The following is an 18658-nucleotide window of genomic DNA, read 5'->3' as shown; positions in this document are numbered from 1 at the left end:
TTTGGTAGAAGAAGGTGTTACCAGCGAACTTGCCCAGTGCCTTCGATCATCCATTTTTCGGTAACCAGCTTTTCCAGAGCAAAGGGGCCGCGAGCGTGCAGCTTCTGCGTACTGATGCCAATTTCAGCACCCAGGCCAAATTCACCCCCATCAGTAAAGCGGGTAGAGGCGTTGGCGTATACGGCGGCAGCATCTACCTCTTCCAGAAAACGGCGGCAGACGTCCGGGTTTTCCGAAACAATGGCCTCCGAGTGACGCGACGAGTACGTGCGAATGTGCTCCAGAGCTTCGTCCAGTCCCGTTACTACCTTGATAGTAATTTTATAATCGAGCCATTCTTTACCAAAATCTTCGTCCTGAGCGTGGTATAGTTGCGGATAGCCCGTTTTTTCCAGCACGTAATACGCAGCCGGGTCGGCGTAGATCTCGACATTCCATTTTTCGAAATCCTGACAAAGCATCGGTAAGAAGGCCGAAGCAATGCCCTGATCGACGAGTAAACCATCGAGCGAGTTACAAACCGAAGGACGGGATACGCGGGCGTTTACGACAATGTCGCGAGCCTTTTCCAGATCGGCTTCCTCGTGTACATAGGTATGAACGACGCCCGCTCCGGTTTCGATGGTTGGTACCAGCGAGTGCTGACGCACAAACTGAATGAGTTGCTCCGAACCCCGCGGAATGATGATGTCCACGTAACGGGTGGCCGTCAGCAGTTCTTTCATCAGTTCGCGATCGGTGGGTAACAGCGTAATGATTTCAACCGGAACGCCTTGTTCCTGCAATACCTGATGTACCAGCCCTACCAAATACTGGTTCGTATGCCAGGCATCGCTGCCCCCGCGAAGGACTACGGCATTCCCCGAACGCAGGCAAAGAGCGGTTACATCAATCGTTACGTTGGGGCGTGATTCGTAGATAACGCCCACTACGCCCATCGGGACCGCGATTTTCTTGAGGTGCAGTCCGTTGGGTAAGGTACGTTCCAGTAAAATCTGATTCGTCGGATCGGCTAGTTGGGCTACATCCCGTACGCTTTGAGCCAGATTTTCGATTCTGTTCTCCGTCAGTAGCAACCGATCCCATTTCGGGTCGCTTTGCGGCATGCGTTCGAGGTCCTTTTGATTCTCGGCTTGAATGGCAGCCGTATGAGCAAGCAGAACCTCCGCCAGCCGATGGAGCAGAGCGGCTTTCTGAGCGTCCGTCAGTCGACGCAGGGCCGGAGCCGCCGCGTGCGTAGCCGCCAGTTGAGGAACGATGGAAAGAATTTCGGAATCCGAGGCAGACATATCGCAAATGAGGATTTAAGGCGTAGGAATCAGCAAAAGGATTCCTTACAGTAAAACAATATCGTCAGCGTGAGCGACTTCAAAATTCTGGGTTTTCAGGTTCTCTGCCACAACCCGCGAAGATTCCCGGGCTTTAGCTACGGCGATTACCTGAGCCGCTTCATCCCGGATTTCAATGACCTCGCCGCGATCAAACTCTCCCGTAACCTCCTGAATACCCACGGCTAGTAAACTCCGCCGATCGCGTAGGGCCTTTACGGCTCCGGCGTCAATACGTAGCTGTCCGGCGATGAGACTACCGGTGCCTAACCATTTATGGCGGGCTTTCAGGGATACCTTTTCGGGGGTGAAAACGGTACCCGTTTCTTCCTTCAAAGCGTTGAGAATGCCTTCTGGTGTATGGATTCCAAAAATGACCACCCGGATGCCCATGCGTACGGCCCGTTTGGCGAAGCTGAGTTTGGAAACCATACCGCCCAGACCAACGGCCGTTTTGGAAGTATCCGCCAGTCCCAGTATACTTTCATCAATACGTTCGACGCGGGGAACGATGGCTCCGTCGTGATCGAGTAAACCGCCTACGGAGGTGCTGAATAGCAACGTATCGGCTCCGAGTCCGGCAGCGAGTAAAGTCGCCAGCTCGTCGTTATCCGAGAACTTTAACTCCAGGTCCGATACTACGTCGTTTTCGTTAGCGACTGGAATCACCCCGTTTTCCCAAAGGGTCTCGTAGGTTTGCTTGAGTTGCAGAAACTGCGAGCGGTTGGCAAAGTGGCTTCGTTCGCACAGACTTTGGGCGACCGGAATCCCGAATGCCCCAAAGTATTTCGTGTACAAACCCAACAGGAGGGGATTGCCAATGGCGGCTGCCGCTTTACGTTGCGAGAGTTCACCCCGATAATTCTGCAGATAGGCTTTACCGGCACCCACAGCTCCCGAAGAAACCAGTACAATCCGATACTGATCGTGAAGCTGAGCGGCCTGACGGGCAATTTCCAGAATTGTGGCCTCATTGATCTCACCGTTTACTTTGGTGAGACTGGCCGTACCAAATTTAATGACTAAGATAGGCTTCATACTGACGGCAAAGGTAGGGATTTGGTACTCAATCTGGTTACTATGTCTATTTTGTAGATTTTCTGGTTTTAAGGTTTTAAAAATGGGTTTTTAGGGATTTATTTTTTGAAAATAGCGAATAATAGGTTTGTGAAAAGGCTGTTTTGGTCGACAAAAACCATAAATTAGTGAAAATAGATAGCAGTGGCTAGTTGCATACTTCCCAAAGAATAATTAATTTTATGCTCAGAAAGGGAAAATTTTTTTCATTAAAATAGAAGCATGGTAAAATTTTCTACTACTTCTTTCTAAAGTCCCATTCAGGTCGCTCGCATACCACAAAACCATCAAACGCTTACGAAAGATGAATCGTCGTAACTGGCTCAAAAACTCCGCTGCCATGACGGTAGGAGCAACCGCATTACCCGCTCTTCTGCAAAAGGCCTATGCAGATCCGGCAGCCCGGAATGAATTGTACATGGACCTGTCCCACGAATTCCGGGCGGCCCTGCTAGCAGACTCCATGCCGCCAGCAGCGGTAAAAGCCCGTCTGAGTGCCAACGAAAACCCCTGGGGACTTTCGGCAAAAACGAAAACGGCTGTCAATAGCTCCCTAACCGAAGCCAACCGGTATGCGATGCGAGCTACGATGGATCTATACAAAGCGATTTCTGAGAAAGACGGTATTCCCATGCCCCAAAGTCCGGCCGGCGGCGGCGGTTGGGGTGGAGCTTCCAAAAGCTATATTAAACTGGGCTGTGGTTCAACGGAATTGCTGAATGCCAGCTTGATGCACTTTGCTCAGAAGGGTACGATCATGGTGGGCGATCCCTGCTACATCTCGAGTAATGACGAGCGTTACCCCATGGAAAAGGTAAAGCTCACGGCGGATTACCAGTACGACCTGGACGCGATGGCGAAGAAAATCGATCCCGCCAAACACAGCCTGGTCTACATCTGTAACCCCAACAACCCGACGGGTAACATGTTGCCTGCGGATAAGCTGCGGAAGTTCATCGACGAGGTTTCACCAAAGGTTACCGTACTGGTGGATGAAGCCTACATCGATTACGCCACCAATCCGAAAACGGATTGTATGGTGGATAAAATCAAGGAAGGTAAAAACGTAATCGTGCTACGGACGCTCTCTAAACTGTATGCGTTTGCCGGGATGCGTTTAGGGTATGCTCTGGGTAAACCCGAACTGTTACAGGATATTTCCAAGTATACGATGAACGGCTTTGGCCTCACGCTACCTACGATCATGGGAGCTATGGCGGCTTTCTCGGATGCCGAGAATACGAAAATGGTGCTCGATAAAACGAATGAATCGAAAAAGTATACGGCTGATTTCCTGACGAAAGCTGGCTACAAGGTCATTCCTTCGTACGCCAACTTTATGCTCTTCCCGGTTAATATGAAGGGTACGGAACTGACCGGAAAACTCATGCAGGAAGGCGTAATGGTACGAAACTGGTTCTTCGACGGACAGCACTGGTGCCGGGTTTCGATCGGAACCATGGACGAAATGAAAGCCTTTACGGATTCATTCACTAAAGTAGTGTCCTGACCCTGGTAGGGACTTATCGCCCGGTACGTTTAAACGATTGGATCAACGCAAACGCTGATTTTGATCATGGGCTGCGTACCGGGCGGATACTATTTTCAAGTCCTAACCTTTCTTTCCCCTATGACCAGAAGAAATTTTATTGAAAAGTCGGGTAACAGTTACCTGGCGATGATGGCTTTGGGTTTTTTTCCGGAAGCCCCGGCCAAGACGTTTGACTTAGCCCGCAATGAAAAGCCGAACGGTAAAAAAGTTATTATCCTCGGAGCCGGACTGGCTGGACTCGCTTCCGCTTATGAACTGGGAAAGCTGGGCTACGACTGTGTCGTACTGGAAGCCCGCGAACGGGTAGGGGGCCGAATCTGGACCATCCGGAAAGGAACCACCGAGACTGAACTAGGGGGTGAAAAACAAATCTGCCAGTTCGACGAAGGGTACTACCTCAATGCCGGTGCGGCCCGCATTCCTCACCATCACCACCTCACGGTTCAATATTGCCGGGAATTGAAAATACCCGTTGAAATCTTCGGTAATCTCAACGAAGCCGGGTTCCAGTATTCGGAGAGTAACCGCGGAGCCCTGGCCAACAAACGAGTACGAGCCCGCGAAATTCACGCGGATATGCGGGGCTACCTGACGGAACTGGTGGCGAAAGCCATCGACCAACAGGCACTGGATTTAGAAATGTCGAAAGAAGATGTCGATCGCTACGTGGCCTGGCTACGGGAAGAGGGCGATCTGGACATTAACAAAAAATATAAAGGCTCTGAGCGACACGGCTACGAGGTGGCTCCGGGAGCGGGCATGCGGGGAGGAACCATTGCCAAGCCCTATGCCCTGAAGGACATCGTGGAATCGGGGCTTACGCATCCCGCTTTTGCGAATGTCGGCGAATACACATTTAATCAGCAGCCCGTGTTACTGCAACCCGTCGGCGGGATGGATATGATTCCGAAAGCCTTCGAAAAAGTGGTGGGGGATAAGGTGAAACGGTCCTGTGAAATCCAGGAAATCCGGAAGACAAACCCCGGCGTACGGATTGTGTATCTCGACAAGAAGACGGGCCAGAAACATGAAGTAAAAGGCGACTACTGCATTTGTGCCTTACCCTTACCCATACTGAAGGGCATTCCTTCGGACCTTTCCGGGGATGTACAGCGGGTGGCGGATTTTGTTCCGTACATGGAAACCTGCAAAATCGGGATGCAATTCAAGCGGCGTTTCTGGGAAGAAGACGACCAGATTTTTGGGGGTATCACGAAAACCAACATGGATATTACGCAAATTTTCTACCCCGCCCACGGCATGCTGGGACCGAAAGGCGTACTGAAAGGCATGTACAACTTCCACGGACTAGCCAAGAAAGTAGGCGAGCTTTCCATTGCAGATCGCCAAAAACTAGCTTTCGAGCAAGGTTCCCGGATTCACCCGCAGTACAAGGATGAGTTTGAAAATGCGTTTTCGCTAGCCTGGCATAAGATTCCGTACTCCAAAGGAGGCTGGGGCATTTATTCGGATGCCGCCCGTCAACGCCTGTACGCTACGATGACGAAAAACGATGATGATATTTACTTCGCCGGAGAACATGCCAGTAACCTGCCCGCTTGGATGGCCGGGGCTTTCGAATCAGCTCGCTACGCCGTAGAACTGTTGCACAAGCGGGTATCGGCGGGATGAGGGTGTTGGTTAGGTATAAAGTATAAAGTATAGGCTACCTATTAGAAGTTATTGACTGACAACGGAAGACTGCAAACAGAAAACTAATTTTCCCTATGAAGAAATTATTCCTGACTTTAGGATTGGCTGCTCTGGTAGCTACGGGTAGCTGGGCCCAGGATTCCGAGAAACGTCCCATTACGGCTGCTGAATACGAAGCTGCCAAGAAAATAGCAGTTAAGAACCTCGAAAAGGACACGTACGTGAAAGCGGGTAGTTTTATTCTGGACCGTTCGGGTGATCCTTTCGTCTTTAAGTTTTCGGACGGTACCGAACGTCGGGTATACCTGTACAAACTCTTCGAAACGGAGAAAATGTCCGAGCTGGGCATGTACGCGATTTACACGACGCCCAAAGATGGTAAACTAAAAGCCTTTCCGTTACCAAGTCCAGATGCTCCGGGCGAAGTATGGGGCAAATACATCGACGACCTGAAGTACGGCGAAGAAGCCATGAAGGGCCTTTCTTCCTGCATCGCCTTTGCCCTGACGAAATCAGGGGTAGGTGGTGCTCCGGCAGCCGCTCAGGAAGGAGAGAAAATTGAGTACTGCTTCCCAGCGGATGCGTTAGTGACCCTGGCCAACGGTACCACGAAAGCCATTGCTTCGATCACGGCGGGCGACCAGATTCAGAGCTTCAATGCCACCACGAAGCTCCTGGAAACGGCTACGGTAGAGAAACTGGATATTCACACTAATCAGTCTTTTGCCCTGACTCGCTTGACCTTGATGGATCCGGCGGCTAAACTAACGGCTTCTCAATCTACGCAGTGGGAATCGGTGAGTCTGGAAGCTACGGCCAATCACCCCGTACTGACCACCAGCGGCGTCAAACGCATGAGCGAAGTGAACGTGGGCGATACGCTCTATCACCGTGATGCCCAGACTAATGTACTAAAACCCTATGATGTATTCCTGACGCAATCGGCCGTTCGTTCGGTTGACAACGTATACAACGTCAAGACGGATAAAGCTACGTACGTGGTAAACGGCACCGTAGTAATGGTCAAATAAGTAAACAACTCCCTTAACCAAAACTTGAACCAGCCCCCGCTTTTACGAAGGCGGGGGCATTTTTGTGCAACATTTTGCGAACTTCCTGCATCCTTTACTAAAACGAACGCTACTAATGAAGAGATTTACTTTACTCACCAGTATGGCCGCTTTGGCCTTTTCGTATCAGGTACAGGCCCAAAACTGGCAGAAAACCCGTCCCGCAAGCGGATTTAATGGCATTCAGGTCAGCCACGGGATTGATCTGTACCTTACCCAAAGTTCTGCTGAAAGTCTGCGTCTGGAAGCGAAAGGCGTGGAAGAAGACGAAGTCGTTTCCGAAGTGAAAGAAGGTGTACTGGTGTTGCGAATCAATCGGGAGTCAGGCATGGGCAACTGGGGTAAAAACCGTTCGGTAAAGGCGTATGTATCCTTTAAAACGCTCGAAAAATTGCGGGCGGGCGGTGGCTCAGACGTGTACACGCAGGGAACGCTGAACGTGGGAGATTTATCCGTAGATCTGGGCGGTGGCTCGGATGCCCGTATGGATGTGAAAGCCAATCGTTTTTCGATTTCAGCGGGTGGCGGCTCCGACGCCGATTTATCCGGTAGTGCTCAGGTATTTGAGGTCTCCGCCAGTGGGGGTTCGGATGTCAAGGCTATGGGATTTAAAGCTGACGTCGTACGCGTAAAAGCGTCGGGAGGCTCGGATGCTCACGTATACGCCACTAAAGAGATTTCGGCAGAGGCGAGTGGCGGAAGTGATGTTTATTACGCGGGTGGAGCAAAAACCGTATCGGTTCGAAAATCGGGCGGTAGTGATGTGACCCGGCGGGATTAATGGAAAAATAAGGCTGGACGGAAGATTCCCTGCCAAAAGCGTTGCAATGAAAAGAGAAACCCCGCGTAGCAGGCGGGGTTTCTCTTTCAGGGAATATTCGTGCGAAACGAAGGAATGAAAGGCATAGGAGCATTGTCACTAAATCGGCAACGCTGATCCAGAGCAATTCGTAGACGGAACATGTACTCCGCCCGCGGAATTTCAATCGCTCCGTACCGCTTCACATTATCATTGATAAACTGCGTATCAAGCAAGTAGTACTGACGTTCGCGTAAGCGTTCGATCAGGTAATGAAAGGCTACTTTCGACGCATTGGGAGCGTTGTAGAACATCGATTCTCCAAAAAACGCCCCACCAATCGACACTCCGTACAAGCCACCCGCGAGTTCATTGTCCACGTAGGCTTCGACGGAGTGAGCAAAACCCAGGCGATGAAGATCGGTATAGGCCTGAATGATTTCTTCGGAAATCCAGGTGCCTTCCCCATCCGCCCGCGTACGGGCACAGCCCCGCATGACGCCTTCAAAATCCGAATTGATCCGAATGGAAAAGGTATTTTTGTTCAAAATGGGTCGTAGGGACTTGGCGGGTTTGTACGTATCAATGGGAATAATGGCCCGCGGCTCCGGTGAATACCAATACAGGGTTCCATCCGCGTCCGCCATCGGGAAAATGCCATTCATGTAACCGTAGATAAGATCCTCTGCTGTCAGATTCGTCATATCCGATCTATAAAAAATTTAACCCACCTACCGAACTACTTCGGCCTAACCAGCGGTTATAGGGAAAATAAATAAAAAATTGATAATATTCGTGTGAAGTAATTAGTTTTTTCTAAACTTTGCATCGTTTTTAAGAAACATCTCTTCTAAAGGAAATGAAATCACGGGCCATCATCGAGCCTTTTTTTGCTACCCAGCCACCGCGGCGGCCATTCTTCAGGCCGGAACGACGGAGGCCGGTACGCCTGTGATTTTTGGCCGTCCGGCACACTATTTTCTTCCAGTATTGGTTGTATGAGTCGTTAAGCAAGGCTGTCTGACAAACAGTCAGTGTACTTTCATTCAACACGAGTTTCCTGTTTAAGTAATCAAATGAACGAATATAAAGTCCAGGTTGCCTCGAAAGAGCATCTGTACCTAGCTGAAGAAATTTGCTGGCACATGGAAGAAAGTGCCAAGCAACGCGGTACTGGTATTGCGAAGCGGTCGCCTGAGTACCTCCGCCGCAAGATGGAGGAAGGAAAAGCCATTGTTGCCATGACCCGTAAGGGCGAGTGGGTGGGTTTCTGCTACATCGAAACCTGGGATCACGGCAAATTTGTGGCTAACTCAGGATTAATCGTCCACCCCGATCACCGCAAAAGTGGTATTGCGAAAATGATCAAGGAAAAAGCCTTTGAACTTTCGCGTACTAAATACCCGAACGCCCGGATTATTGGCATTACCACGAGTCTGGCCGTGATGAAGATCAACTCGGAGCTAGGTTACAAACCAACTACCTTTAGCGAATTACCCGTAGATGAAGCCTTCTGGAAAGGCTGTTCATCCTGCGTGAATTTTGACGTGCTCAGCCGTACAGGTCGTAAGCACTGCCTTTGCACGGGCATGATGTTCGATCCTTCCTGGGAGAAAGAAAAAGAGAAAAAGACGAAGTGGAATTTCCTGAAAAATGCGAAAATCTACGAGCGTTGGAACAAGATCAAACAACGGCTGCTGTTGAGGCATCACGAAAAAGAAGAAATAGAGGAGCCCGTTCTCTAGGATTTATTGACGGTTACTGGGTAACTGTTCTTCGTTCGTTATAATTTTGGCGGGTGGGAAGCGATTCCTTCCCGCTTTTTTTAAGTGTCTTTCGGATGGAAATTGATCTCAATTTCTGCCCTTTCCATAACCAGGAACGCGGACTCGCATCTGCAATCCACTGTCTACATTCAAAAAAATGAGTAAACCCAAAGTTGTATTGGCGTATAGTGGTGGTCTGGACACCTCTTTCTGTGTAAAATACCTGTCGGATGATCAGGGTTATGAAGTGCACTCCGTACTGGTTGATACGGGTGGCTTTACGCTGTCGGAACTCCAGACCGTAGAACGGAACGCCTATGAATTAGGGGTAGCCAGTCACGCTACGCTCGACGTAGTGAACGACTATTACGACAACTGTTTGAAGTATCTGGTATTCGGAAACGTACTGAAAAACAATACGTATCCCTTGTCGGTAAGTGCCGAGCGGGTATTTCAGGCACTGGCCGTAGCCGAATACGCCAAGCAAATTGGAGCCAAAGCGGTTGCCCACGGTAGTACCGGAGCCGGAAACGATCAGGTTCGCTTTGATATGGTGTTTCGGATTGTGGTACCGGACGTGGAAATCATCACGCCCATTCGCGACCTGCGACTGAGCCGGGAGGCAGAGATTGAGTACCTGAAAGAAAAAGGCGTACAACGTGACTGGACGAAGTCCGCGTACTCCATCAACAAAGGGTTGTGGGGAACGTCGGTAGGGGGCAAGGAAACATTGACCTCCGACGGATTTTTACCCGAAGAAGCCTGGCCGACGCAATTGCAGCGGCAGGATACGGAATCCCTGACGCTGGATTTTGTACACGGTGAATTGAAAGGCGTGAACGGCGAAACGTTTGAAAATCCAGTGGATGCCATTCGGAAATTACAGGAAGTGGCCGCTCCCTTTGCCGTAGGTCGGGACATTCACGTGGGTGATACGATTATCGGAATCAAGGGACGGGTTGGTTTTGAGGCTGCCGCTCCCCTGATCATCATCAAAGCTCACCACGCTCTGGAAAAACACGTACTGACCGAGCAGCAGATCTATTTCAAGGAAATGCTTTCGGGTAACTACGGTACCCTGTTGCACAAAGGCCAATTCCTGGAGCCAGCCATGCGGGATCTGGAAACCTTCCTGCAAAGCACGCAGGAGCACGTAACGGGCAAAGTAAACGTCCAGTTGCAGCCGTACCGCTTCTTCGTAACGGGTATCGAGTCGCCCTATGATCTGATGAGCAATGTCTTCGGCAGCTACGGTGAAATGAACAATGCCTGGAGTGGCGATGACGTACGTGGCTTCTCGAAAATTGCCTCGAATCAGACCATGATTCACCGTAAAATCACTGAATTGAACGATAAATAAGGTGGATGGTTGGTTGTTGTTAGTGGTTTGTAGAGGAAAGTTCAAGAAAAACTGAAAACGGTAGACTACAAACTGAAAACTAGTAACGAACAACAATCAACTACTACCGAACTACTATTCATGAAGATTGGCATTATTGGAGCGGCTGGTTATACAGGAGGCGAATTGCTTCGCATTCTGATTCATCACCCCGAAGCAACCATTGCTTACGCTCATTCAAATAGTCAGGCGGGCAAACCCGTAGCGTCTACGCACACGGATTTATTCGGTGACACGGATTTAACGTTTGCGGAACACTTTCATACGGATGTAGACGTGGTATTTCTGTGTTCGGGACATGGCGAATCGAAAAAGTTCCTGGCGGCAAATCCTGATTTCGAAAACGTACGGATCATTGATTTGAGTACGGATTTTCGGGACGAGTCCAACGGCTTCGTATACGGCTTGCCCGAACTGCAACGCGAGGTGATTCGTCAGGCTCGGAAGGTTGCCAATCCGGGTTGCTTTGCGACCAGTATCGAATTGGCTCTGTTGCCGCTGGCCCAGGCTGGTTTTCTGAAGGACGAGGTACACGTATCCGCCGTAACCGGCAGTACGGGAGCCGGACAATCGCTCAGTGCGACGAGTCACTTCAGCTGGCGGAATAATAACATGAGTATCTATAAAGCCTTTACGCACCAGCACCTGACCGAAATCGGGATGGTACTGCGAAAGGGACAGGCTGATTTCACGCAGAAAATCAACTTTATTCCGTACCGGGGCAACTTCACGCGGGGTATCATGGCCAATGTGTATACGGATTTTGCGGGTACGCTGGAAGAGGCGACGAAGCTCTATACCGATTACTACGCCACGCATCCTTTTACGCACGTAAGTCCGGCGAGTATCGACGTGAAGCAGGTCGTGAATACCAATAAAGGTCTGATTCACCTGGAAGTACATGAAGGACAATTGCTGATCACCAGTATCATCGATAACCTAACAAAAGGGGCTTCCGGTCAAGCTGTACAAAATATGAATCTGATGTTTGGACTGGATGAAAAAGCCGGTCTGAATCTGAAATCAGTCGGTTTTTAAGGAGTTTGAAGAGTTTCAGGTTTGAGAAAGTTTAAGGTTTGAATACGTATAAAGTTTGAATAAGGGCAAGGTTTAGATACAGATCAGTATCATGTTTGAAACGTTTTTAAACTTTAAACCTGCTCAAACCTCAAACTTTCTAAGACCTGAAACCATAAAAATAACAAAGCATGAATCCATTCAATGTTTACCCGCTCTACGACATCGAGCCTGTGAAAGCTCAGGGTAGTTATTTATGGGATAAAAAAGGGGATCAGTACCTGGATTTGTACGGTGGTCACGCGGTCATTTCGGTGGGTCATTCACATCCGTATTATGTAGAAGCCCTGACGCGTCAGCTTTCACAAATTGGATTTTACTCCAATTCCGTACAAATTCCCTTACAAAAGGAACTAGGCGAGAAGCTGGGGGCCCTTTCCGGTTACCCGGATTATTCCCTGTTTCTGGTGAACTCGGGGGCTGAGGCCAACGAAAACGCCCTGAAACTGGCTTCTTTCTACAACGGACGTAAGAAAGTAATCGCTTTTAAAGCGGCTTTCCATGGTCGTACGTCCGGAGCCGTAGCGGTTACGGATAACCCTTCCATTGTCGCTCCCATTAACGATAATTCGCACGTTACGTTCATCCCCTTCAATGATGTGGAGGCTTTGAAAGCCAACATGAGCGAAGAAATCTGTGCGGTAATTGTGGAAGGCATTCAGGGCGTCGGTGGTATTCACGTGACTTCCACGGAATTCCTGCAGGCTGCTCGCCAGTTATGCGATCAGTTCGGTTCCGTACTCATCCTGGATTCCGTACAGTGCGGGTACGGGCGGACGGGTAAGTTCTTCTCCCACCAGTTTACGGGTGTAGAACCTGATCTGATTACCACGGCAAAAGGAATGGGTAACGGCTTTCCGATTGGCAGCGTACTGATTTCACCCAAATTCCACGCCAAATTCGGTATGCTGGGTACAACCTTTGGAGGTAACCACCTGGCCTGTGCGGCGGCGGTTGCGGTGCTCGACATTATGAAAAACGAGAACCTGATCGAAAACGCCGAAAAGCAGGGAGCCTACCTGTTTGAGCAACTCAAAGGTATCAGCGGGATCAAGGAGTTACGCGGTCGCGGTTTGATGATCGGTATCGAATTTGAACAGCCCGTCGATAAAATCCGGGACACCCTCTTGTTCGAACATAAAATTTTCTGTGGCTACGCGGGCAAGCACACCCTGCGTCTGCTGCCGAGTCTGGCCATCGGTCAGGCCGAAAGCGATCAATTCCTGGAAGCACTCGATCAAGTATTGGCGGTAAACGCTTAGCTAGTTTACAGTTTTCGGTTGATCGTTTTCAGTCTTCTGAAACGTTTAACTGAAAACTGTAAACAGCCAACTGAAAACTGTAAACTCAACCAATGAAACAATTTCTTTCCGTTCATGATGTTCCTGACCTGCCGGGATTAGTGCAGGAAGCTCTTTGGCTGAAACAGAACCCCTATGCCGACGAAAACCTGGGACGGCATAAAACGCTGGGCTTACTATTCTTTAACGCCAGCCTTCGCACCCGGCTGAGTACGCAGAAAGCAGCCGAAAATCTGGGTATGAAAGTGATGGTAATGAACGTTACCACGGATTCCTGGGGTCTGGAATTTGAAGATGGAGCGATCATGAACGGAAATAAGGCCGAACACGTCAAGGAAGCGGCCGCTGTGGTAGGGCAGTACTGCGATATCATTGGCGTACGGAGTTTTCCTTCGCTGACCGATCGGGAGAAGGATTACCAGGAGCAGGTCATCAAGCAATTTGTCAAGTACGCTGGCGTACCGATTCTGAGTCTGGAGTCAGCGACACGACACCCGTTGCAATCCTTTACAGATCTGATTACGATCGAGGAGACGAAAACAGTGGCTCGTCCGAAAGTAGTACTGACCTGGGCTCCGCACGTGAAGGCACTGCCCCAGGCCGTACCCAACTCCTTTGCCGAGTGGATGAATGCTGCTGACGTAGATTTCGTCATTACGCATCCCGAAGGTTACGCTTTGGCTCCCGAGTTTTCGGGGAACGCCCGCGTGACGCACAACCAACGCGAAGCTTTCGAAGGAGCTGATTTCATTTACGCGAAAAACTGGTCTTCGTACGAAACCTACGGACAGATCATCAACAGTGATCCAGCCTGGATGATTACGCAGGAGAAAATGGGACTGACGAATCAGGCCAAGTTCATGCACTGCCTGCCCGTTCGCCGGAATCTGGTGGTCGAAGACGCCGTACTGGATTCAGCCAATTCAATTGTTATTCAGGAAGCTGGAAACCGCGTGTGGGCTGCTCAGGCCGTACTCAAGCGAATGTTACAAGCTTAATCATAGACGGAAGGGTATGCGGGTAAAAACCTGTATACCCTTTTTTTTTACTCGAACCTTCATGCTCACGGTTATTAAAATTGGTGGAAACGTGGTCGATAACCCGACCCTCCGCCAGCAGTTTTTAGCGGATTTTGCGGCCTTGCCCTTGCCCAAGATTCTGGTACACGGGGGCGGAAAAATTGCTACGCAGGTGGCAGTCAAACTGGATGTGGAGACGGTGATGGTGGAAGGTCGCCGCGTGACCGATGCTGCCATGCTGGATGTCGTCACGATGGTGTACGGGGGACTCGTTAATAAACAACTCGTCGCTCAGCTACAGGCTCTCGATTGTAACGCTCTGGGGCTAACCGGAGCCGATGGCGGGATTATTCGTTCAAAAAAACGGACGGGCTGGAATGTTGATTATGGTTTTGTAGGCGACATCGAGTCGGTAAATGAGGAGCAGATCAAGCGTTTTCTGGAAGTAGGACTGGTTCCCGTCTTCGCCCCGCTTACCTTTGACCCGGCTCTGGCTTCCATGCTCAATACCAACGCTGATACCCAGGCTCAGGCCGTTGCGGTGGCGTTAGCGAAGCATTTTGAAGTTAATTTAGTATATTGTTTCGAAAAAAAAGGCGTACTGACTAATCCTGAAGACGATACGACCGTCATATCCGAACTGTATCCGGGTACTTACACTGAGCACAAAGCCTCCGGAGCCATTTATGCCGGGATGATTCCGAAGCTGGATAATGCTTTCAAGGCCCTTCATGATGGCGTTAAACAGGTTACCATCTGCCACGCCACCGATCTTCGACAGGCCGTTAGCGAAGGCACCACCGGTACCCGGATCCGACTTACTGAGTAAAAGCCATTCCGCCCGAATGGTCTGTTTAAACTACCGCAATTGTAACAACACCGTATGAAATCACTTTTTGACTCTCGTGTTCATGGCTTCTTGATTGGTACTGCTGTGGGAGATGCTATGGGTGTTCCGGTGGAATTTACAACGCGTAATTTTCTAAAAAACAAGCCCGTTGAAGGCATGCGAGCCTACGGCACGCACCACCAGCCCGCCGGTACCTGGTCGGATGATAGTGCTCTGACCTATCAAACCATCGAAACACTGATCCAGGGGCTGGATTACCGAACTCTGGCAAACCGCTTTTTAAACTGGTATCTTTACGGGGACTGGACGGCTCATGGCTCGGTCTTTGACATTGGTATTTCCACCCGTAACGCTCTGGATCGACTGGAGCAGGGCGTAGAACCCCTGAAGGCGGGCGAAACGAGTGAGCTCTGTAATGGCAACGGATCGCTTATGCGAATCCTGCCCCTGGCTTTCTACTTTCATTACCAGCAGCCGAAGTTGAGTCTGGATGAACGTTTTGCGATTGTACGCAACGTATCAAGCCTGACCCACGGTCACATTCGTTCGGTGATTGCCTGCTTTGTATTGGTTTCCTTTGCTCAGGAACTCCTGGCGGGTAAGGAAAAAGTAGAAGCTTACCGGACGATTCAGCAATCGCTGGGTTCGTTTCCCGAGCAGATTTGTTCGGCGGATGAATGCGAACTGTTTGCCCGTATTTTAAAAGAAGACCTTATACAATTATCTGAAAAGGAAATCTACTCTTCTGGTTACGTACTGCATTCGCTGGAAGCCGCACTTTGGAGTTTTCTGACGACTGACACGTATTCGGATGCCGTCCTGCGGGCCGTAAATCTGGCAGATGATGCCGATACCACGGGTTCCGTTACGGGCGGTCTGGCCGGACTCTATTACGGACTGGAAGGTATTCCGGTCAACTGGGTGCAAACGCTGGCCCGTCTCGAAAACATCGAAGACTTAGCTGGGCGATTTACCCGTTTTCTTCATTCATAAAGAAGGAGGCACACGACCCCTTTTAAATTAGTAAGTATGGCTCAGCTTCTTGAAAGCCTCACTGTTGATTCCATTGAATTACTCAAACGTCTGATCGCGACGCCCTCCTTTAGCCGCGAAGAAGATCAGACGGCGTATCTGCTGGAAGAATTTTTCCGGGAACGGAACATGCCCTTTTCCCGATTGAATAACAACCTGTGGTCCCGGAATAAATACTACAATCCGGATTTACCGACGGTACTGCTTAATTCGCACCACGACACGGTAAAACCCAACCCGAAGTGGACCCTTGATCCGTTCAATCCTTTGGTGGAAGACGGAAAACTCTTCGGATTGGGCTCCAATGATGCCGGAGGCTGTCTGGTTTCCCTGCTGGCTACGTTCTGCTACTTCTACCATCGGACGGATTTAGCGTACAACATTGTCTTTGCGGCTTCGTCGGAAGAAGAAGTTTCCGGAGCCAACGGCATGGAACTGCTGTGGAATTCCGGAAACCTGGGGTCGATTGACTTTGCCATTGTGGGTGAACCCACGCAAATGCACCTGGCCATCGCCGAAAAAGGTTTACTGGTACTCGATTGTATGGCTCAGGGAAAAGCAGGTCACGCGGCTCGTGAAGAAGGAGAAAATGCTTTGTACAAAGCTCTCGACGACATTGCCTGGGTACGTTCGTATGAATTCCCCAAGGAATCGCCGATGCTGGGAAAAATGAAAATGACGGCTACGGTGATTCGTACCGAAAACCAGCAACATAACGTCGTTCCAGCCAATTGCTATTTTACGCTCGACGTACGCGTAACGGATCAGTACACGCTGGAAGAAGCCTGTGACATTATCCAGGCCCATATGAAATCGGAAGTACAGGCTCGTTCGGTACGGTTGCGGCCTTCGAGTATTCCTCTGGAACATCCCGTTGTGCAGGCGGGTATTCAACTGGGACGCACAACTTACGGTTCACCCACCACGTCCGATCAGGCCGTGATTGGCTGTGCTTCGTTGAAGATGGGTCCCGGCGATTCGGCTCGCTCGCACCAGGCCGATGAATTTATCTATTTGCACGAAATCGAAGAAGGAATTCAGTTGTACGTTGAAATGCTTAAGTACGTAGTGCTGGCGAAAGGGGGACTAGCCTGATCGACAAGAAATCTGCGTATTTCTTCGGAGAAAAGAATCTTTTTGCCGATTTTTGAATTCAATAGAATCATTCTAAATATTATGGAGCAAAAGGAAACCACTCCCGGCTGGAAAGGTTGGATTAAGCGTTTGGGTTGGGCCGGCTTTTTCTTCTTTTTGATTAAAGGCTTACTCTGGCTCGCCGTTGGCTACTTCGGATTTAAGATTTTTGAATAATACATTCTCACAAAAAGAAAGGCTAACTCAACCGAGTTAGCCTTTCTTTTTGTATCGGGTCTTGCACGGTTATATCAGCTTTACGTGCAGAAGTTCTTTAGTACGAACCCAGATGAAACCGACAATAACCAGCGTAAGGCTTCCGCCAATGAGTACGGAAGGGACTGTACCAAAGGTTTTAGCCAGTAAGCCCGATTCAAATGCTCCGATTTCATTGGAAGTACTGACGAAGATACTGTTAACCGAAAGTACGCGTCCCCGGATCTCGTCGGGTGGAACCAGTTGGAGAATAGCCTGACGAATGACTACACTGATACTGTCAAACGCTCCCGTTAGGAAAAGCATCGTTACAGAAAGCCAGAAGTGCGTTGATAGGGCAAAAACGATGGTAGCGATACCGAATCCTGCAACGGCAATGAGCATGTTTAACCAGGCTCTGCGTACGGGCGAGTACACGGCAGTCGCTACGAGCGTTAGTACGGCTCCGATAGAGGGGGCGGCTCGCAGAATACCCAAGCCTTCAGCTCCTACATGAAGAACATCCTCGGCAAAAACGGGCAGGATCGCTACGACTCCGCCAAACAATACGGCCACCAAATCCAGCGAAATGGAGTAGAGGAGGAGCTTATTCCCGAACACAAATGTGATCCCTTCCCGAATGCTCTGCCAGACGCTAAGCTGTTCTTCTGCTTCCGACACTTCAGGAATGGGTTTCTTTTTGATGAATAAAAACAAAAGAAAGACCAATCCTAATCCAGCAATCACCAGCCACATGGTACCCGCCATACCCATCCAGGCATAAAGAAATCCGGCAAGCCCCGGCCCCAGGATTGCTCCCGTCTGCCAGAAGGAGCTATACCAGGAAGCGGCATTAGGATAGACTTCACGGGGCGTGAGGAATGCTTTCAGAGAAGAAGTAGCTGGGCTATAAAAGCCACGGGCCAGGCCAATTAAAGCCACTACGCCGTAGATAATGGTAAGTAGAAAAGTATCCGGATGAGCGGCCCGCGTTTCGGGCAATGTAGCCCAATGCAGAATGAACGAACCCACCAGAATGACGAGCAAACTCAGTAAGATGATTCGTTTTTTGTCGTACTTATCGGCAAAGTGTCCGCCCAGCAATGCCAGTGAAATGTAGGGGATTGCTTCCGCGAGGCCTACTAACCCTAAAGCTAAGGGATCGTGCGTAATCCGGTAAATTTCGTAACCTAAAACAACTTCCTGAATCAGGATGGCGGTAGTGAAGAAGAAACTGGCTAGACCAAAAAAGGTAAATTCCCGGTAACGCAGGGCGGCAAACGGATCAGTAGGGTAAGCATTCATGCGAACGAATAGAGCTGTTAGAAAGAAATTCCATGCAATGCTACAAACGTATAGTTAAAAAACGCATTAAAAGAAAAAAGAGGTCGCTGTACAGCGACCTC

General features: G+C 49.8%; 16 protein-coding genes. 12 read left to right on the top strand and 4 right to left on the bottom strand.

The annotated features are described in order from the left end of the window. Window positions 1-17 precede the first annotated feature (17 nt). The gene (locus BWI97_RS08490) at window positions 18-1268 is read right to left on the bottom strand and encodes a glutamate-5-semialdehyde dehydrogenase (RefSeq protein ID WP_369826552.1); all 1251 of its coding nucleotides are present in this window, start codon (window positions 1266-1268) and stop codon (window positions 18-20) included. Window positions 1269-1334: 66 nt separating this feature from the next. Continuing rightward, on the bottom strand, window positions 1335-2366 hold the full coding sequence (proB, locus tag BWI97_RS08485; protein WP_102200693.1) for a glutamate 5-kinase: 1032 nt from the start codon (window positions 2364-2366) through the stop codon (window positions 1335-1337). 343 nt (window positions 2367-2709) lie between these two features. On the opposite strand from proB, the gene BWI97_RS08480 reads away from it, so the two are divergent. From BWI97_RS08480 to BWI97_RS08465, 4 genes are all read left to right on the top strand, one after another. Then, window positions 2710-3915, top strand: coding sequence for a histidinol-phosphate transaminase (locus tag BWI97_RS08480; RefSeq protein ID WP_102200692.1), 1206 nt, complete (start codon window positions 2710-2712; stop codon window positions 3913-3915). 120 nt (window positions 3916-4035) lie between these two features. Next, window positions 4036-5589 (top strand): flavin monoamine oxidase family protein, encoded by a 1554-nt coding sequence (locus BWI97_RS08475; protein WP_102200770.1) that lies wholly within the window; start codon window positions 4036-4038, stop codon window positions 5587-5589. 95 nt (window positions 5590-5684) lie between these two features. Continuing rightward, window positions 5685-6641, top strand: coding sequence for a hypothetical protein (locus BWI97_RS08470; protein WP_102200691.1), 957 nt, complete (start codon window positions 5685-5687; stop codon window positions 6639-6641). 115 nt (window positions 6642-6756) lie between these two features. Further along, the gene (locus BWI97_RS08465) at window positions 6757-7461 is read left to right on the top strand and encodes a head GIN domain-containing protein (RefSeq protein WP_233207782.1); all 705 of its coding nucleotides are present in this window, start codon (window positions 6757-6759) and stop codon (window positions 7459-7461) included. An 86-nt stretch (window positions 7462-7547) separates the two neighbouring features. Here the strand turns inward: BWI97_RS08465 and aat are convergent, their stop codons facing one another. Beyond that, window positions 7548-8183 (bottom strand): leucyl/phenylalanyl-tRNA--protein transferase, encoded by a 636-nt coding sequence (gene aat, locus BWI97_RS08460; protein ID WP_102200690.1) that lies wholly within the window; start codon window positions 8181-8183, stop codon window positions 7548-7550. A gap of 372 nt (window positions 8184-8555) precedes the next feature. On the opposite strand from aat, the gene BWI97_RS08455 reads away from it, so the two are divergent. From BWI97_RS08455 to BWI97_RS08420, 8 genes are all read left to right on the top strand, one after another. Continuing rightward, window positions 8556-9224 carry a GNAT family N-acetyltransferase gene (locus tag BWI97_RS08455; RefSeq protein ID WP_094808435.1) on the top strand — a complete coding sequence of 223 codons (669 nt, stop codon included), beginning with the start codon at window positions 8556-8558 and terminating at the stop codon, window positions 9222-9224. A 178-nt stretch (window positions 9225-9402) separates the two neighbouring features. Beyond that, complete coding sequence (argG, locus tag BWI97_RS08450; RefSeq protein ID WP_102200689.1) at window positions 9403-10605, top strand: argininosuccinate synthase; 1203 nt, start codon at window positions 9403-9405, stop codon at window positions 10603-10605. A gap of 120 nt (window positions 10606-10725) precedes the next feature. Then, window positions 10726-11682 carry an N-acetyl-gamma-glutamyl-phosphate reductase gene (argC, locus tag BWI97_RS08445; RefSeq protein ID WP_102200688.1) on the top strand — a complete coding sequence of 319 codons (957 nt, stop codon included), beginning with the start codon at window positions 10726-10728 and terminating at the stop codon, window positions 11680-11682. A gap of 170 nt (window positions 11683-11852) precedes the next feature. Beyond that, window positions 11853-12983 carry an aspartate aminotransferase family protein gene (locus tag BWI97_RS08440; RefSeq protein WP_102200687.1) on the top strand — a complete coding sequence of 377 codons (1131 nt, stop codon included), beginning with the start codon at window positions 11853-11855 and terminating at the stop codon, window positions 12981-12983. Between the two features lie 92 nt (window positions 12984-13075). Further along, window positions 13076-14020 carry an N-acetylornithine carbamoyltransferase gene (locus tag BWI97_RS08435; protein ID WP_102200686.1) on the top strand — a complete coding sequence of 315 codons (945 nt, stop codon included), beginning with the start codon at window positions 13076-13078 and terminating at the stop codon, window positions 14018-14020. A 61-nt stretch (window positions 14021-14081) separates the two neighbouring features. Continuing rightward, entirely contained in the window at window positions 14082-14870 is a 789-nt protein-coding gene (gene argB, locus BWI97_RS08430; protein WP_094808440.1) for an acetylglutamate kinase, read from the top strand. Between the two features lie 54 nt (window positions 14871-14924). Continuing rightward, window positions 14925-15884 carry an ADP-ribosylglycohydrolase family protein gene (locus BWI97_RS08425; RefSeq protein ID WP_094808441.1) on the top strand — a complete coding sequence of 320 codons (960 nt, stop codon included), beginning with the start codon at window positions 14925-14927 and terminating at the stop codon, window positions 15882-15884. A gap of 36 nt (window positions 15885-15920) precedes the next feature. Next, window positions 15921-17018 carry a M20 family metallo-hydrolase gene (locus tag BWI97_RS08420; RefSeq protein WP_094808442.1) on the top strand — a complete coding sequence of 366 codons (1098 nt, stop codon included), beginning with the start codon at window positions 15921-15923 and terminating at the stop codon, window positions 17016-17018. A 285-nt stretch (window positions 17019-17303) separates the two neighbouring features. On the opposite strand, the gene BWI97_RS08415 is transcribed toward BWI97_RS08420, so the two are convergent. Beyond that, a complete protein-coding gene (locus tag BWI97_RS08415) occupies window positions 17304-18557 on the bottom strand; it encodes an MFS transporter (RefSeq protein WP_102200685.1) in 1254 nt (417 codons plus the stop codon). Window positions 18558-18658: the final 101 nt, after the last annotated feature.

The organism is Siphonobacter sp. BAB-5405 (assembly GCF_002872335.1).
Lineage (GTDB): Bacteria > Bacteroidota > Bacteroidia > Cytophagales > Spirosomataceae > Siphonobacter.
This window is presented reverse-complemented; position numbering and strand designations above follow the sequence as displayed.

Excerpts from the sequence above, each read along its gene's own strand:
- proB (WP_102200693.1), bottom strand. The coding sequence starts at position 2,366 with ATGAAGCCTATCTTAGTCATTAAATTTGGTACGGCCAGTCTCACCAAA.
- BWI97_RS08480 (WP_102200692.1), top strand. The coding sequence starts at position 2,710 with ATGAATCGTCGTAACTGGCTCAAAAACTCCGCTGCCATGACGGTAGGA.
- BWI97_RS08475 (WP_102200770.1), top strand. The coding sequence starts at position 4,036 with ATGACCAGAAGAAATTTTATTGAAAAGTCGGGTAACAGTTACCTGGCG.
- BWI97_RS08470 (WP_102200691.1), top strand. The coding sequence starts at position 5,685 with ATGAAGAAATTATTCCTGACTTTAGGATTGGCTGCTCTGGTAGCTACG.
- BWI97_RS08465 (WP_233207782.1), top strand. The coding sequence starts at position 6,757 with ATGAAGAGATTTACTTTACTCACCAGTATGGCCGCTTTGGCCTTTTCG.
- aat (WP_102200690.1), bottom strand. The coding sequence starts at position 8,183 with ATGACGAATCTGACAGCAGAGGATCTTATCTACGGTTACATGAATGGC.
- BWI97_RS08455 (WP_094808435.1), top strand. The coding sequence starts at position 8,556 with ATGAACGAATATAAAGTCCAGGTTGCCTCGAAAGAGCATCTGTACCTA.
- argG (WP_102200689.1), top strand. The coding sequence starts at position 9,403 with ATGAGTAAACCCAAAGTTGTATTGGCGTATAGTGGTGGTCTGGACACC.
- argC (WP_102200688.1), top strand. The coding sequence starts at position 10,726 with ATGAAGATTGGCATTATTGGAGCGGCTGGTTATACAGGAGGCGAATTG.
- BWI97_RS08440 (WP_102200687.1), top strand. The coding sequence starts at position 11,853 with ATGAATCCATTCAATGTTTACCCGCTCTACGACATCGAGCCTGTGAAA.
- BWI97_RS08435 (WP_102200686.1), top strand. The coding sequence starts at position 13,076 with ATGAAACAATTTCTTTCCGTTCATGATGTTCCTGACCTGCCGGGATTA.
- argB (WP_094808440.1), top strand. The coding sequence starts at position 14,082 with ATGCTCACGGTTATTAAAATTGGTGGAAACGTGGTCGATAACCCGACC.
- BWI97_RS08425 (WP_094808441.1), top strand. The coding sequence starts at position 14,925 with ATGAAATCACTTTTTGACTCTCGTGTTCATGGCTTCTTGATTGGTACT.
- BWI97_RS08420 (WP_094808442.1), top strand. The coding sequence starts at position 15,921 with ATGGCTCAGCTTCTTGAAAGCCTCACTGTTGATTCCATTGAATTACTC.
- BWI97_RS08415 (WP_102200685.1), bottom strand. The coding sequence starts at position 18,557 with ATGAATGCTTACCCTACTGATCCGTTTGCCGCCCTGCGTTACCGGGAA.